At 52.4% G+C, this 14,451-nt stretch carries 14 protein-coding genes, 4 tRNA genes and 1 other RNA gene; 14 read left to right on the forward strand and 5 right to left on the reverse strand.

The window, feature by feature from the left end:
- Positions 1–54: 54 nt before the first annotated feature.
- Complete coding sequence (locus ACI2I2_RS12030) at positions 55–408, forward strand: YfeC-like transcriptional regulator (RefSeq protein ID WP_404658115.1); 354 nt, start codon at positions 55–57, stop codon at positions 406–408.
- Complete coding sequence (locus tag ACI2I2_RS12035; protein ID WP_404658116.1) at positions 405–800, forward strand: YfeC-like transcriptional regulator; 396 nt, start codon at positions 405–407, stop codon at positions 798–800. The genes ACI2I2_RS12030 and ACI2I2_RS12035 overlap by 4 nt, the downstream gene beginning before the upstream one ends.
- Positions 801–844: 44 nt before the next feature.
- On the opposite strand, the gene gltX is transcribed toward ACI2I2_RS12035, so the two are convergent.
- Positions 845–2,260: a glutamate--tRNA ligase gene (gene gltX / locus ACI2I2_RS12040; RefSeq protein WP_404658117.1), complete on the reverse strand. Its 1,416-nt coding sequence runs from the start codon at positions 2,258–2,260 to the stop codon at positions 845–847.
- A 258-nt stretch (positions 2,261–2,518) separates the two neighbouring features.
- Here gltX and ACI2I2_RS12045 point away from each other — a divergent pair.
- The 6 genes from ACI2I2_RS12045 (at position 2,519) to ACI2I2_RS12070 (ending at position 3,975) form a co-directional block, all read left to right on the forward strand.
- A tRNA-Val gene (locus ACI2I2_RS12045) sits at positions 2,519–2,594 on the forward strand.
- A 44-nt stretch (positions 2,595–2,638) separates the two neighbouring features.
- Positions 2,639–2,714, forward strand: a tRNA-Val gene (locus ACI2I2_RS12050).
- Between the two features lie 52 nt (positions 2,715–2,766).
- Positions 2,767–2,842 (forward strand) — tRNA-Val (locus tag ACI2I2_RS12055).
- A 4-nt stretch (positions 2,843–2,846) separates the two neighbouring features.
- A tRNA-Lys gene (locus ACI2I2_RS12060) sits at positions 2,847–2,922 on the forward strand.
- Between the two features lie 31 nt (positions 2,923–2,953).
- Positions 2,954–3,089: non-coding RNA, RtT sRNA (locus ACI2I2_RS12065), on the forward strand.
- Positions 3,090–3,630: 541 nt separating this feature from the next.
- Positions 3,631–3,975 carry a FlxA-like family protein gene (locus ACI2I2_RS12070; RefSeq protein WP_404658118.1) on the forward strand — a complete coding sequence of 115 codons (345 nt, stop codon included), beginning with the start codon at positions 3,631–3,633 and terminating at the stop codon, positions 3,973–3,975.
- On the opposite strand, the gene ACI2I2_RS12075 is transcribed toward ACI2I2_RS12070, so the two are convergent.
- A complete protein-coding gene (locus ACI2I2_RS12075; RefSeq protein ID WP_404658119.1) occupies positions 3,966–4,892 on the reverse strand; it encodes a LysR substrate-binding domain-containing protein in 927 nt (308 codons plus the stop codon). The two genes, ACI2I2_RS12070 and ACI2I2_RS12075, sit on opposite strands and share 10 nt — an antisense overlap.
- 89 nt (positions 4,893–4,981) lie before the next feature.
- Here ACI2I2_RS12075 and ACI2I2_RS12080 point away from each other — a divergent pair, with 89 nt between their 5' ends.
- Entirely contained in the window at positions 4,982–5,980 is a 999-nt protein-coding gene (locus ACI2I2_RS12080; RefSeq protein WP_404658120.1) for a bile acid:sodium symporter family protein, read from the forward strand.
- On the opposite strand, the gene ACI2I2_RS12085 is transcribed toward ACI2I2_RS12080, so the two are convergent.
- The 3 genes from ACI2I2_RS12085 to zipA all read right to left on the reverse strand — a co-directional run bounded on the left by ACI2I2_RS12085 (position 5,977) and on the right by zipA (position 9,319).
- Complete coding sequence (locus ACI2I2_RS12085) at positions 5,977–6,195, reverse strand: DUF3820 family protein (protein ID WP_404658121.1); 219 nt, start codon at positions 6,193–6,195, stop codon at positions 5,977–5,979. The two genes, ACI2I2_RS12080 and ACI2I2_RS12085, sit on opposite strands and share 4 nt — an antisense overlap.
- Position 6,196: 1 nt before the next feature.
- Positions 6,197–8,212, reverse strand: a complete 2,016-nt coding sequence (ligA, locus tag ACI2I2_RS12090; RefSeq protein WP_404658122.1) for an NAD-dependent DNA ligase LigA — start codon at positions 8,210–8,212, stop codon at positions 6,197–6,199.
- 69 nt (positions 8,213–8,281) lie between these two features.
- Positions 8,282–9,319, reverse strand: coding sequence for a cell division protein ZipA (gene zipA, locus ACI2I2_RS12095; RefSeq protein ID WP_404658123.1), 1,038 nt, complete (start codon positions 9,317–9,319; stop codon positions 8,282–8,284).
- Between the two features lie 231 nt (positions 9,320–9,550).
- On the opposite strand from zipA, the gene cysZ reads away from it, so the two are divergent.
- The 5 genes from cysZ (at position 9,551) to crr (ending at position 14,409) form a co-directional block, all read left to right on the forward strand.
- Positions 9,551–10,306 carry a sulfate transporter CysZ gene (cysZ, locus tag ACI2I2_RS12100; protein WP_404658124.1) on the forward strand — a complete coding sequence of 252 codons (756 nt, stop codon included), beginning with the start codon at positions 9,551–9,553 and terminating at the stop codon, positions 10,304–10,306.
- A 171-nt stretch (positions 10,307–10,477) separates the two neighbouring features.
- Positions 10,478–11,449 carry a cysteine synthase A gene (gene cysK, locus ACI2I2_RS12105; protein WP_404658125.1) on the forward strand — a complete coding sequence of 324 codons (972 nt, stop codon included), beginning with the start codon at positions 10,478–10,480 and terminating at the stop codon, positions 11,447–11,449.
- A 380-nt stretch (positions 11,450–11,829) separates the two neighbouring features.
- On the forward strand, positions 11,830–12,087 hold the full coding sequence (gene ptsH, locus ACI2I2_RS12110) for a phosphocarrier protein Hpr (RefSeq protein ID WP_000487600.1): 258 nt from the start codon (positions 11,830–11,832) through the stop codon (positions 12,085–12,087).
- A 44-nt stretch (positions 12,088–12,131) separates the two neighbouring features.
- Positions 12,132–13,859, forward strand: coding sequence for a phosphoenolpyruvate-protein phosphotransferase PtsI (gene ptsI / locus ACI2I2_RS12115; RefSeq protein ID WP_404658126.1), 1,728 nt, complete (start codon positions 12,132–12,134; stop codon positions 13,857–13,859).
- 40 nt (positions 13,860–13,899) lie between these two features.
- Complete coding sequence (gene crr, locus ACI2I2_RS12120) at positions 13,900–14,409, forward strand: PTS glucose transporter subunit IIA (RefSeq protein ID WP_000522253.1); 510 nt, start codon at positions 13,900–13,902, stop codon at positions 14,407–14,409.
- The last annotated feature ends 42 nt before the right edge of the window (positions 14,410–14,451 follow it).

Here is a 14,451-nt window from a genome sequence, read left to right on the forward strand (position 1 = left end):
AAAAGGATGCTATAAGATGAACCACTAAGTCCACACAGGCACTCAGGAAATAGCATGATCAAGGAACGAATGACGCCGGAGGAACTCGCCCATCTGACCGGTTATAGCCGCCAAACTATCAACAAATGGGTGCGTAAAGAGGGATGGATAACATCACCTCGTCCCGGTGTACAGGGGGGCAAAGCCCGTCTGGTACATGTCAACGAACAGGTCCGCGAGTTTATTCATAGCGCACAGCGCGCGGCAGATGCCCCAAGCCCGGCAGAAGACAGCTTCGATGCTTTGCTGCTGTCGCTGGCAAAAGAGATGTCACACAGCGAACAAAAGCAGCTCACCAGCCTGCTGCTTCGTGAAGGGATCACTGGTTTGCTGCTTCGTTTGGGCATCCGTACGCAAGAGTCGCAATGAACATACTCCATAGCAAAATGACCACGCAGGAACTCGCGCGTTGCGTTGGCATGGCCAACCAAACGATCAATCGTTGGATACGCGAGCAAAACTGGATAACCGAACCGGTGCCAGGTGTAAAAGGTGGAAGGGCAAGATTGATTCATATCACGCCAGATGTCAGAGAATTTCTGGCATCAACCCCTAAACTCCGGCATCTCTCGCTTTCATTACGCGTAGCAGAATCCCCTCATCTTTATCACGAGCAGGATAAAGACCCTGTCTGGCAGCAGATTTTTGGCATTATGGTGATGATGTCGCCGACGGAGAAAGAACGTCTGCATAAGGTGTTAGTGCGGGAAGGATTGAGTGAATTCCTGGAACGTTTGCAGATAGCTGACGAGAGCGAATAAAAAAACGGCAGGTAAAAAACCTGCCGTTTCTCATTGCAGCTTAATTACTGCTGATTTTCACGTTCAGCAATAAACGCCAGCGCTTTGTTGATACGCGCTACGCTGCGGCTTTTACCAATCGCGTGTACGGTAACATCCAGGCCAGGAGACTGACCGGCACCGGTCACGGCTACGCGCAGTGGCATGCCCACTTTGCCCATACCGACTTCCAGCTCATCAGCCGTAGCCTGAATCGCGTGATGGACGTTTTCTGCCGTCCAGTCAGTGATGGCATTCAGCTTGTCACGCACCACTTCCAGCGGTTGACGAGCCACCGGACGCAGGTGTTTTTTCGCTGCGTCGGCATCAAACTCGTCAAACTCTTCATAGAAATAACGGCAGCTTGCCGCCATTTCTTTCAGTGTTTTGCAACGCTCGCCCAGCAGTTTCACCAGTTCAGCCAGCTCAGGACCATTGCGGGTGTCGATGTTTTCCTGCTCGATATGCCATTGCAGATGAGTAGCCACATACTCCGGTGCCATGGAGTTAATGTAGTGGTGGTTCAGCCACTGCAATTTCTCGGTATTGAAAGCACTGGCAGATTTGCTTACCGCCCCCAGCGAGAACAGTTTGATCATCTCTTCACGGGAGAAGATCTCCTGGTCACCGCTGGACCAGCCCAGACGCACCAGGTAGTTCAGCAGCGCTTCCGGCAGATAGCCATCATCACGATACTGCATGACGCTCACCGCGCCGTGGCGTTTGGAGAGTTTTTTGCCATCGTCGCCGTTGATCATAGAAACGTGAGCATAAACCGGCACTGGCGCGTTCAGCGCTTTCAGAATGTTAATCTGGCGCGGGGTGTTGTTGATATGGTCTTCCCCACGGATAACGTGAGTGATTTCCATATCCCAGTCATCCACGACAACACAGAAGTTATAGGTTGGGGAACCATCAGTACGGCGAATGATCAGATCGTCGAGTTCCTGGTTGCTGAACTCGATCGGGCCACGAATCTGGTCGTCGAAAATCACGGAACCGTCTTGCGGGTTAGCAAAACGCACCACGCAAGGTTCATCAGCAGCGTGCTCGCTGTGATCGTGGCGGCAGCGGCCGTCATAACGTGGCTTTTCATTGTTCGCCATCTGCTCTTCGCGCAGCGCATCCAGGCGCTCTTTGGAGCAATAGCATTTATACGCCGTCCCCGCGACCAGCATGTCGTCGATAACAGCGTTATAGCGATCAAAACGTTTGGTCTGGAAATAAGGGCCTTCATCCCACTCCAGGCTCAGCCAGTTCATCCCGTCCATAATGGCTTCGATAGCTTCCGGCGTAGAACGTTCAAGATCGGTGTCTTCAATACGCAGCACAAACTCACCGTTTTGGTGACGTGCAAAAAGCCAGGAGTAGAGAGCTGTACGAGCACCGCCGACGTGCAGATAGCCTGTCGGGCTTGGCGCGAAGCGAGTTTTGATTTTCATGAAATGGCCTTACGTTTGGAAAGATGCCGACCACCGGCAAATCCTGGGAAAAAACAGTGGGCAATATTCTATCACTCCCATCTGAATCCTCAATGTTGTTCCCTGCGAAACGCTGCGCTTAGCCGATTTTGTTTATAAATCATGCGCCATGGTTTGATTTGCGATCGTTTTGTCTAATTTTACGACGAACAAACAAAATCTTTAGAAAAGCCGTTGACTCATTTTCAACTCTCCCTATAATGCGACTCCACACAGCGGGGGTGATTAGCTCAGCTGGGAGAGCACCTCCCTTACAAGGAGGGGGTCGGCGGTTCGAACCCGTCATCACCCACCACTACTTAGGTAGTCTCCGCCGTGTAAAGTAAGAAATTGAGAAGTGGGTGATTAGCTCAGCTGGGAGAGCACCTCCCTTACAAGGAGGGGGTCGGCGGTTCGATCCCGTCATCACCCACCACTTTCTCGCCAGCTGGATTTCTTACTGTAAGTAATATGTGAAGTACCGAAGTGGGTGATTAGCTCAGCTGGGAGAGCACCTCCCTTACAAGGAGGGGGTCGGCGGTTCGATCCCGTCATCACCCACCACTTCGGGTCGTTAGCTCAGTTGGTAGAGCAGTTGACTTTTAATCAATTGGTCGCAGGTTCGAATCCTGCACGACCCACCAATGTAGAAAGGCGCCCTAAAGGCGCCTTTTTGCTATGTCCGATTCGTGCCGGATGAGAACCTGCTGCAGGTTCGACAAAATTGTCGGGAACAATTTTGCATCACCGCTTGCGGTGACCCGCAGGGCGAGTCTCAGGATGAGACGAGTAAATCCTGCCCGACCCACCAAATTCAGACAAAAGCGCCTATCGGCGCTTCAGGTTGCTGACAAAAAAGGAAAAAACGTGGTTTTTCCTTCTTTGTGGTTAGCAGCCAAAAATCAATGAATTGATTTTTCTTATTTATTGTTCGACGGCCTATGACGAACTTTCACTTGCAGGAGGTTTGTCATCACTCTCAAGCGCCTATCGGCGCTTTTGTTGTTTCTGGGCTCCGAGCAGATTGTGCAGGATAACGTTGCTTTAGCAACGGCCCGAAGGGCGAGCAAAGCGAGTCATCCTGCACGACCCACCAATGTGGAAAGGCGCCCTAAAGGCGCCTTTTTGCTATGTCCGATTCGTGCTGGATGAGAACCTGCTGCAGGTCGACAAAATTGTCGGGAACAATTTTGCATCACCGCTTGCGGTGACCCGAAGGGCGAGTCTCAGGATGAGACGAGTAAATCCTGCACGACTTATCACATCGACCAACTGTTCCTCTCCTAACTTTCCCTCAAGCCTTTACCGCTTATTGCCGATAACTCCATTTTCCCCGTTAAAAGGAGTTAATGATGGCCGTAATCTCAATGTCCTCTTCGTCTGCTCCCGGAATTCAAACGACAACCGTCAATGCCTCACCGCAGGGTAACGACACCTCTTCGCAGATAACTCGTATCACTCAGCAGATAACCAAACTGACCCAGCAGTTGAAAACCATTGCCGACAGCGCCGGTGATGCGGATGAAAAACAAAAACAGGCCGAGCTGATTCAGGAACAAATCACCATGCTCGAAGCGCAACTGGCACAGCTTCAGCGCCAGCAAGCGGAGAAAGAGATGGCACAACAACAACCAGCCACACAGGTAACTGGCGTGAACAATCCCTCTGACGATCACCAAATAGATATTTACGTCTGATACAGCGGATCGTGCATTCGGGCAGCCGTCAGCGCTTTGGCTTGCTGTCCGACCACGTCCCAAAGCGCCTGCGCTGCGGTCGAAAGCGATCTGTTTTTCCGTCGGGCCAGCATCAGTTGGCGCTCCACCACCGGTGTCAGCCGCTTGACCATCAACTGGCTTCCCTGGGGTAACGGTAACGCCAGGGCTGGCAATATGCTGATGCCGATCCCTGATTCCACCATCGGAAATAGCGTCGCCGGATGGCCAATTTCCTGAACAATTTTTGCCTCTATTCCGTGATGCAGCAGTGCAGCATCAATCAGTGGGCGGCTTCCGGAGGCATAATCCTGCAAGACAAGCCTCGCCTCCTGCAACGCCTGCCAGGAAACGGAAGGTAAAGAGGCAAAAGCATGATCCCGTCGACACAGGACAAAAAAGGGTTCAGAAAGAATCGCTTCACACTGCAAATCGCTTACCGCGCCCGGATCAATCACAATACCGAAATCAACTTCCCCCTGACGAATGCTCTCAAGCACCCATTGCTGGGGCCTGTCATGCAGAACAAAATCTATTTCGGGATAGCGCTGATTACTGGCCGCGATGCACTGCGGAATGAGATGAGCCGATATCGTCTGGCTGGCCGCGACACGCACCGTGCCGCTTAGCTGCTGCCCCACTCGCCCGGCATCGCGCAATGTGCTGTTCAGTTCATCCAGCAAACGCTCAAGCCGGGCGGCAAGCTGCTGTCCGGCTTCGGTCAGCACAACTTCTCGTGTTGTCCTGTCCAGCAAACGTACGCCCGTTTGATGTTCAAGCTCTTTCACACTGTGGCTGACTGCTGACTGACTCAGGCCAATCATCTCCCCTGCCCGGCTAAAGCTTCTGGCCTGAGCTACGGTAATAAAGACCTTCAGTTGACGCAGAGAGTAATTCATCTGTTTTATTCATCAATGGATGCAATAAATCAATTTTATTTCTCAAAGTGAAAAAAGCACAATAGCGTCATTCACTTTCAGGAGCGTTTATGAAACTTTTTCGTATTCTTGACCCTTTTACGTTGACGCTGATCTGCACCGTTTTGCTGGCTTCCCTCTTTCCCGCTCGCGGGGGATTCGTGCCATTTTTCGAAGGGTTAACCACCGCCGCCATTGCACTGCTGTTCTTTATGCATGGCGCAAAGCTCTCGCGTGAAGCCATCATCGCGGGCGGTAGTCACTGGCGTTTGCACCTGTGGGTGATGTGCAGCACCTTCGTGCTGTTCCCGGTTTTAGGCGTACTCTTCGCGCGTTGGGCACCAGTAGATGTCGATCCGGCGCTGTATAACGGTTTCCTGTATCTCTGCATCCTGCCAGCAACCGTTCAGTCCGCTATCGCCTTTACGTCAATGGCGGGCGGAAACGTCGCGGCCGCAGTGTGTTCAGCTTCCGCTTCAAGCCTGCTTGGGATATTTGTTTCTCCCTTACTGGTTGGCCTGCTGATGAACCTTCACGGTGCGGAAGGCAGTCTGGAGCAGGTCGGCAAGATTATGCTGCAACTGCTACTGCCGTTCGTGCTGGGTCATCTCTCTCGCCCCTGGACTGGTGCCTGGGTCGCTCGCAACAAGAAATGGATTTCCAAAACCGATCAGACGTCGATTCTGCTAGTGGTGTACTCCGCCTTCAGTGAAGCGGTGGTCAACGGCATCTGGCATAAAGTCGGCGTGGGTTCGCTGCTGTTTATTGTGGTGGTGAGTATTGTGCTGCTGGCGATTGTTATCGTGGTGAATACCGTGGTGGCGCGCAAATGCGGCTTCAACAAGGCAGATGAAATTACGATTGTGTTCTGCGGGTCGAAAAAGAGTCTGGCCAACGGCATTCCGATGGCCAATATTCTCTTCCCTACCGCCATGATTGGCATGATGGTGTTGCCGCTAATGATTTTCCATCAGATTCAGTTGATGGTCTGCGCCGTGCTGGCTCGTCGCTATAAACGTCAGGCAGACGAGCTACAGGCTAAAAATGCCGCCAATGAAGCGAATGCCTAACGCGGGCGTTTGAGGGGCTGAACCAGATGTGTCAGCCCTTCGGTTTTAATCAGCAACGCAATCGCCATCAGTTCGCCCAGTCGCCCGGCAGGAAATTCATCCTTACGGGCGAACCACAGTAGATACTCTTCCGGCAAATCAATCAGCATTCTGCCTTTGTATTTGCCGAAGGGCATTTCAGTGTTAGCTATGTCAATCAGTTGCTCTTTTTCCACATCAGGCTCCCAGCAGACGTAACATCTCAGCTTCGTCGATGACCGCAATGCCCAGTTCTTGTGCTTTCGCAAGCTTCGAACCCGCAGCTTCGCCGGCAATCACCAAATCCGTTTTCTTCGATACGCTGCCCGCTACCTTCGCGCCCAACTCCACCAGGCGCGCTTTCGCATCATCACGAGACATTTGACTCAGGCTGCCAGTGAGCACAACCGTTTTCCCGGCAAACGGGCTGTCAATCTCTTCGGCATTGATAACCACCGGCGCAGGCCAGTGCACGCCTTCTTGCAGCAGTTGCTGAATAACCTCACGGTTGCTCTCTTCAGCAAAGAAGTTGAAGACGTGAGTCGCGACCACGATGCCCACATCCTGCACTTTTTGCAGATCTTCAATGGAGGCAGCAAGCAGAGCGTCCAGCGTTCCATAATGCGCGGCAAGCCCGGCCGCTGTCGCTTCCCCGACTTCGCGTATGCCCAACGCATACAGGAACCGCGCAAAGGTTGTCTCTTTGGACTTTTCGAGCGCGCTCACCACATTTTGCGCGGATTTCGGCCCCATTCGATCCAGACCAGTGAGTTTGCCAGCCGTCAGGCGGAACAGATCAGCCGGGGTATGAACGTATTCTTTCTCGACCAGTTGGTCGATGATTTTATCACCCATGCCGTCGACATCCATCGCGCGACGCGAAACGAAGTGCTTCAGCGCTTCTTTACGCTGTGCGCCGCAAATCAGACCGCCAGTACAGCGTGCCACAGCTTCACCTTCAACGCGTTCAACATCAGAGCCGCAAACCGGGCAATGCGTCGGAAACTCAACGGCACGTGTCTCATCAGGACGCTCAGACAGCACCACATTGACCACTTGTGGAATAACATCGCCTGCACGACGAATCACAACTTTATCGCCGATACGCAGGCCGAGGCGTTCGATTTCATCCGCATTATGCAGCGTGGCATTACTGACCAACACACCTGCGACCTGAACAGGCTCCAGACGTGCTACTGGTGTAACCGCCCCGGTGCGGCCGACCTGGAACTCAACATCACGAACAAACGTCATCTGTTCCTGAGCAGGGAATTTGAAGGCAACGGCCCAGCGTGGTGCGCGCGCGACAAAACCGAGCTGTTCTTGTAAGGCCAGGGAGTCGACCTTGATGACCACGCCGTCGATATCAAACCCAAGATGTGGGCGGTCCTCTTCAACTTTGTGATAGTAAGCGAGCACTTCCTCCGGCGAGTTACAGAGCTTCACCCGATTACTGACCGGCAGCCCCCACTCTTTGAACTGTTGCAGGCGGCCCAGATGGCTGGCTGGCAATTCCCCACCTTCCAGAATACCCACCCCATAGCAGAAGAAAGTAAGCGGTCGCTTCGCGGTAATTCTTGGGTCAAGCTGGCGCAGAGAACCCGCCGCTGCGTTACGTGGGTTAGCGAAAAGCTTTCCACCCGTGCGGCGCGCATCTTCATTGATTTTCTCAAAGCCAGCCTGTGGCAGGAACACTTCACCGCGAACTTCCAGACGAGCAGGAATATTCTCCCCACGTAGCTTCAGCGGAATGGCGCGAATGGTACGCACGTTAGCGGTGATATCTTCTCCTGTGGTGCCATCGCCACGGGTTGCCGCCTGTATCAGAATTCCGTTTTCATACAGAATGCTGACGGCCAGCCCATCCAGCTTCAGCTCGCAGCAATAAGTCAGCGCATCAGTGCTTTTCAGTCTGTCCTGAACACGCTTGTTGAACGCAACAAAGCTCTCTTCGTCAAAGACGTTATCCAGCGAAAGCATCGGGACTTCATGGCGAATTTGGCTGAAGGAAGTGAGCGGTGCGGCCCCTACACGCTGAGTTGGGGAATCCGGCGTAATGAGCTCGGGATGTTTCTCTTCCAGCTCGCGCAGTTCGCGCATCAGCCGATCGTACTCTGCATCCGGTACTTCTGGCGCATCCATAACGTGGTACAGGTATTCGTGATGGCGAAGCGTGGTTCGCAGTGCTGTCAGTTGTTGTTCGATTGGTTCCATATCCCACCATCAATGATAAAAAACCCCCGACAGGCGGGGGTTCAGTAAGGGTGCGGTACGCCTGGCTTATCAGGCGTTGGCTTCTTTCACTTCGCGAATGCGATCCTGATAATCGCGCACTTTCTGTGGCGTTATCATCCGACGCTGATCGTCGAGCACCACACCGCCGACTTCGTCCGCAATGTACTGGGCAGACTGAAGCATCAGTTTGAAGTTTTGCAGTTCGTCACCATAGGACGGCACTTGCATAAAGATAGTGACCCCTGGGGTCTGCATGTCGGCCATGTTTTCCGGGTCGAACGTGCCAGGTTTCACCATGTTAGCAAGGCTGAACAAGGCCGGACCGCCGCCGCCAGGATTGAGATGGCGGTGATAAATATTCATATCGCCGAACACAAATCCTGTCTGCTCAATGCTGTTGCGCAGCAGTTCACCGTTGATGTGCGAACCTTGATGAGCGGCCACGCTGAGCACAATAACCGTCTCTTTGCGTTCCTGCTTCACTGGCTGTGGTTCTTCTACCGCTGCCGGTTGTGGTTCAGGCGCTGATGGCTGTGCGACTGGCTGCGGAGCAACGGGCTGAGGCTCAGCGACAGCAGGTTGTACCGGCTGTGATGGCGCAACATGGGGTTGCTGCACAGGCTGCTGATACTGCGGAGCAGGCTGCTGTGGTGTGACCTGCGGCTGAACCGGTGGACGCTGTTCCACGGGCTGCTGCACAAGTGCCTGATGAACCGGTTGCTGACGCACGGGCTGCTGAGGCGGCACTGGCTGACGAGCGGGTTCCTCATGGCGTACCGGCGGCTGCACCTGGCGCTCATAAGGCGGCTGGTACTGGTGTTGCGGCGCCTGGTGGGCAGCATCATGCTCCCCGGCGTGCATATCCTGGGCAGGGTTCACCCGATGAACACGAACTTCACCTACGCCATCGTCATCAAAGTCGTCATCATCCGACGCTTCGTCGCCACGCGATTTCATGCGTTTCATTGGGCGATCGCGGAACATCGAAGAACGTTCTTTGCGGCTGGTCCAGAAACCGTGAACCAGCAGTGCAATTATGGCGATCGCGCCAACGATGATTAATATCAGACGCAAATCCTGCATCATTATATTCTCTGTTGTTCTAACACCTTGCCACCACGGCAAACATTTACTCACTAAGAGTATTTGCCCATCACGTCAAGTGCAAGTGTGTACCAGGAATTCGGACAATAAAGATGAACCAAATCGTGCTTTTTGCTGTTTTTTCGAACATTTCCTAACTGGTTATCGTCCGCCAAGCCGATAAAATAGCTCTGCAACTGCCAGGACATTTTATAAAAGGAGTATCGCCTGACCATGGTTTCCTCATCTGCACCCCGTAGCGGGGTCTACTATTTTTCTCAGGGCTGGAAACTGATCCGCCTACCCGGCATTCGTCGTTACGTTTTTCTGCCGCTGCTGGTGAACATCATTTTGATGGGCGGTGCCTTCTGGTGGCTGTTTAGCGAATTGGGTAACTGGATACCGTCGTTGATGAGCCGCGTGCCAGACTGGTTACAGTGGCTGAGCTATCTGCTGTGGCCGATTGTGGTTCTTTCAGCGCTCCTGGTGTTCGGTTATTTCTTCTCTACGATCACCAACTGGATAGCCGCCCCGTTTAGCGGATTGCTGGCAGAACAGCTCGAAGCGCGACTCACCGGAGCCACACCACCGGACACCGGCGTGTTAGGTGTGATGAAAGATGTCCCGCGAATTATGAAGCGCGAATGGCAAAAGCTGGCGTGGTATCTGCCGCGCGCACTGGTTCTGCTGATTTTGTACTTCATTCCGGGGGTTGGCCAAACCGTCGCCCCCGTGTTGTGGTTCTTGTTCAGCGCCTGGATGATGGCCATTCAGTACTGCGACTACCCGTTTGATAACCACAAAGTACCTTTCAAAACGATGCGCGAAGCCCTGCGCTCACGCAAAGTGACCAACATGCAGTTTGGCGCGCTCACCAGCCTTTTCACCATGATCCCGATATTGAACCTGGTCATTCTGCCCGTCGCCATTTGTGGTGCCACCGCCATGTGGGTTGACTGTTATCGCGATAAGCACGCGCTCTGGAAGTGATCTTCTTCTGTATATAAAGGTAAAGTTGGGGCGACGAATGTCGCCCCTTATTCCATACTGATAACCTTTATTTCACATCAGCATATCGTTATACGAAAACTTTCCTTCCCCATCACGCCCAACTGCGTATGCTGGAGTCGTTCCCAAATTTCAAACAGTTAAGGACTGGCTATGAGCAAGATTTTTGAAGATAACTCGCTGACAATCGGTCATACGCCGCTGGTTCGACTGAACCGAATCGGTAATGGACGCATCCTCGCGAAAGTGGAATCCCGCAACCCGAGCTTCAGCGTCAAATGCCGCATCGGTGCCAATATGATTTGGGATGCCGAAAAACGTGGCGTACTGAAACCGGGCGTCGAACTGGTTGAGCCGACCAGCGGCAACACCGGCATCGCGCTGGCTTATGTAGCCGCAGCCCGTGGCTACAAGCTGACACTGACCATGCCGGAAACCATGAGCGTGGAGCGCCGCAAGCTGCTGAAAGCGCTGGGTGCCAATCTGGTGCTGACCGAAGGCGCGAAAGGCATGAAAGGTGCCATTCAGAAGGCAGAAGAGATTGTGGCCGGTGACCCGGAAAAATTCCTGCTGCTGCAGCAATTCAGCAATCCGGCGAACCCGGAAATCCACGAAAAGACCACTGGCCCGGAAATCTGGGAAGATACAGACGGTCAGGTTGACGTGTTTATCGCAGGCGTGGGCACCGGCGGTACGCTGACGGGTGTCACTCGCTATATTAAAGGCACAAAAGGCAAAACCGACCTGATTAGCGTCGCCGTTGAGCCAACAGATTCCCCGGTCATTACCCAGGCACTGGCTGGCGAAGAGATCAAACCAGGCCCACACAAAATTCAGGGCATTGGCGCGGGCTTCATTCCGGGTAACCTGGATCTGAAGATTATCGACAAAGTCATCACTATCACCAATGATGAAGCGATTTCGACCGCACGTCGTTTGATGGAAGAAGAAGGCATTCTGGCGGGGATCTCTTCGGGTGCAGCCGTCGCTGCTGCGCTGAAACTGCAAGAAGATGAAATCTTTACCAATAAGAATATAGTGGTTATTCTACCTTCTTCGGGAGAACGTTATCTTAGCACCGCATTGTTTGCCGATCTTTTCACTGAGAAAGAATTGCAACAGTAATGCCAAATGTAAAAAGATGACGAAAAAAGCACCCAAAAGGGTGCTTTTTTGTGGCGCTCGTCATACTTTTGGCCCACCTGGCATTGCTTCCCCCCGCCGGGTCTGGTATTTAACCATCACATTTATTTTGAAGCGCGAAATTATTCAAATGTCGATTTCAGCGTGCTGAATCGATTTTATGATTTGGTTCAAATCTTGCTTTCGCGGCATAATGTTTAATGACGAGCTAAACGTCACCGGCCAGAAGTGCCTGCCAGGATTGCGTTAGACCTTCTGTGTCGTTTTCGTGTCCGCCGGCGCTAAATCTATACAGGCTAAAGTGTAGCCGCCAGGCTAGACTTTAGTTCCACAACACTAAACCTATAAGTTGGGGAAATATAATGTTCCAGCAAGAAGTTACCATTACCGCTCCGAACGGTCTGCACACCCGCCCTGCTGCTCAGTTTGTTAAAGAAGCGAAAGGCTTCACTTCTGAGATCACTGTGACCTCCAACGGCAAAAGCGCCAGCGCAAAAAGCCTGTTCAAACTGCAGACTCTGGGTCTGACTCAGGGCACCGTTGTGACCATCTCTGCAGAAGGCGAAGACGAGCAGAAAGCAGTTGAGCATCTGGTTAAGCTGATGGCTGAACTCGAGTAAGTTCACGAGTTCTTTTAAAAATCAGTCACAAGTAAGGTAGGGTTATGATTTCAGGCATTTTAGCATCCCCGGGTATCGCTTTCGGCAAAGCACTGTTGCTGATTGAAGATGAGATTGTCATCGACCGGAAGAAAATTTCTGCCGACAGCGTCGACCAGGAAGTCCAACGCTTTCTGAGTGGCCGCACCAAGGCGTCCGCGCAGCTGGAAGCTATCAAGACAAAAGCTGGCGAAACGTTCGGCGAAGAGAAAGAAGCCATCTTCGAAGGCCACATTATGTTGCTGGAAGATGAGGAGCTGGAGCAGGAAATCATAGCCCTGATTAAAGATAAGCACATGACTGCTGATGCAGCAGCCAATGAGGTTATCGAAGGTCAGGCAACTGCCCTGGAAGAGTTGGACGATGAATACCTGAAAGAGCGTGCGGCCGACGTACGTGACATCGGTAAGCGTCTGCTGCGTAACATCCTCGGTCTGGCCATTATTGATCTGAGCGCGATTCAGGACGAAGTTATCCTGGTAGCAAAAGATTTGACCCCGTCAGAAACCGCACAGCTGAACCTGAACAAGGTGCTCGGTTTCATCACTGACATCGGCGGCCGTACCTCCCACACCTCCATCATGGCGCGTTCCCTGGAACTGCCAGCGATTGTGGGCACCGGTAGCGTCACCAATGAAGTGAAAAACGGCGACTATCTGATCCTCGATGCGGTTAACAACCAGGTTTACGTTAATCCGACTAACGACGAGATCGAAGCGCTGCGCAAAATTCAGACTCAGGTTGCTGAAGAGAAAGCTGAACTGGCAAAACTGAAAGACCTGCCAGCTATCACGCTTGACGGCCACCAGGTCGAAGTGTGTGCCAACATCGGTACCGTTCGTGATATCGACGGTGCAGAGCGCAATGGCGCTGAAGGTGTGGGTCTGTACCGTACAGAATTCCTGTTCATGGACCGTGACGCGCTGCCAACTGAAGAAGAACAGTTTGCTGCGTACAAAGCCGTGGCTGAAGCGTGTGGCTCTCAGGCGGTTATCGTCCGTACCATGGACATCGGTGGCGACAAAGAGCTGCCGTACATGAACTTCCCGAAAGAAGAGAACCCGTTCCTGGGCTGGCGCGCCGTGCGTATCGCCATGGATCGCAAAGAGATCCTGCGTGATCAGGTTCGCGCTATTCTGCGTGCCTCTGCTTTCGGCAAACTGCGCATTATGTTCCCAATGATCATCTCTGTTGAAGAAGTGCGTGCACTGAAAAAAGAGATCGAAATCTACAAACAGGAACTGCGTGACGAAGGTAAAGCCTTTGACGAAACGATTGAGATTGGCGTGATGGTGGAAACACCAGCGGCGGCAACCATCGCTCGTCATCTGGCGAAAGAAGTAGACTTCTTTAGTATCGGAACCAATGATTTAACGCAGTATACTCTGGCAGTTGACCGTGGTAATGATATGATTTCGCATCTTTACCAGCCAATGTCACCTTCTGTTCTGACGCTGATCAAGCAAGTTATTGATGCTTCTCATGCTGAAGGCAAGTGGACTGGCATGTGTGGTGAGCTTGCAGGCGACGAACGTGCTACACTTCTGTTGCTGGGTATGGGTCTGGACGAGTTCTCTATGAGCGCCATTTCCATCCCGCGCATTAAGAAGATTATCCGTAACACGAACTTCGAAGATGCGAAGGTTTTAGCAGAGCAGGCTCTTGCTCAACCGACAACGGACGAGTTAATGACGCTGGTTAACAAGTTCATTGAAGAAAAAACAATCTGCTAATCCACGAGATGCGACCCAAATTACTGCTTAGGAGAAGATCATGGGTTTGTTCGATAAACTGAAATCTCTGGTTTCTGATGATAAGAAAGACACCGGAACTATTGAGATTGTTGCGCCACTCTCTGGCGAGATCGTCAACATCGAAGACGTGCCGGATGTTGTTTTTGCTGAGAAAATCGTGGGCGATGGCATTGCTATCAAACCGACCGGCAACAAAATGGTTGCGCCGGTTGATGGGACTATCGGTAAAATCTTTGAAACCAACCATGCGTTCTCTATTGAGTCCGACAGTGGTATTGAGCTGTTCGTTCACTTCGGTATCGACACCGTTGAACTGAAAGGCGAAGGTTTCAAACGTATCGCGGAAGAAGGCCAGCGTGTCAAAGTTGGCGATCCGGTTATCGAGTTCGATCTGCCTCTGCTGGAAGAGAAAGCCAAGTCTACCCTGACCCCGGTTGTTATCTCCAACATGGATGAGATCAAAGAGCTGATCAAACTGTCTGGTAGCGTGACTGTGGGCGAGACCCCGGTTATCCGCATCAAGAAGTAATTCTTGCCGCACAGAAAAATGGCGCCTTCGGGCGCCATTTTT

The sequence above is a fragment of the Scandinavium sp. NPDC088450 genome, from assembly GCF_044900545.1.
In the GTDB taxonomy this organism is placed as follows: Bacteria; Pseudomonadota; Gammaproteobacteria; order Enterobacterales; family Enterobacteriaceae; genus Scandinavium.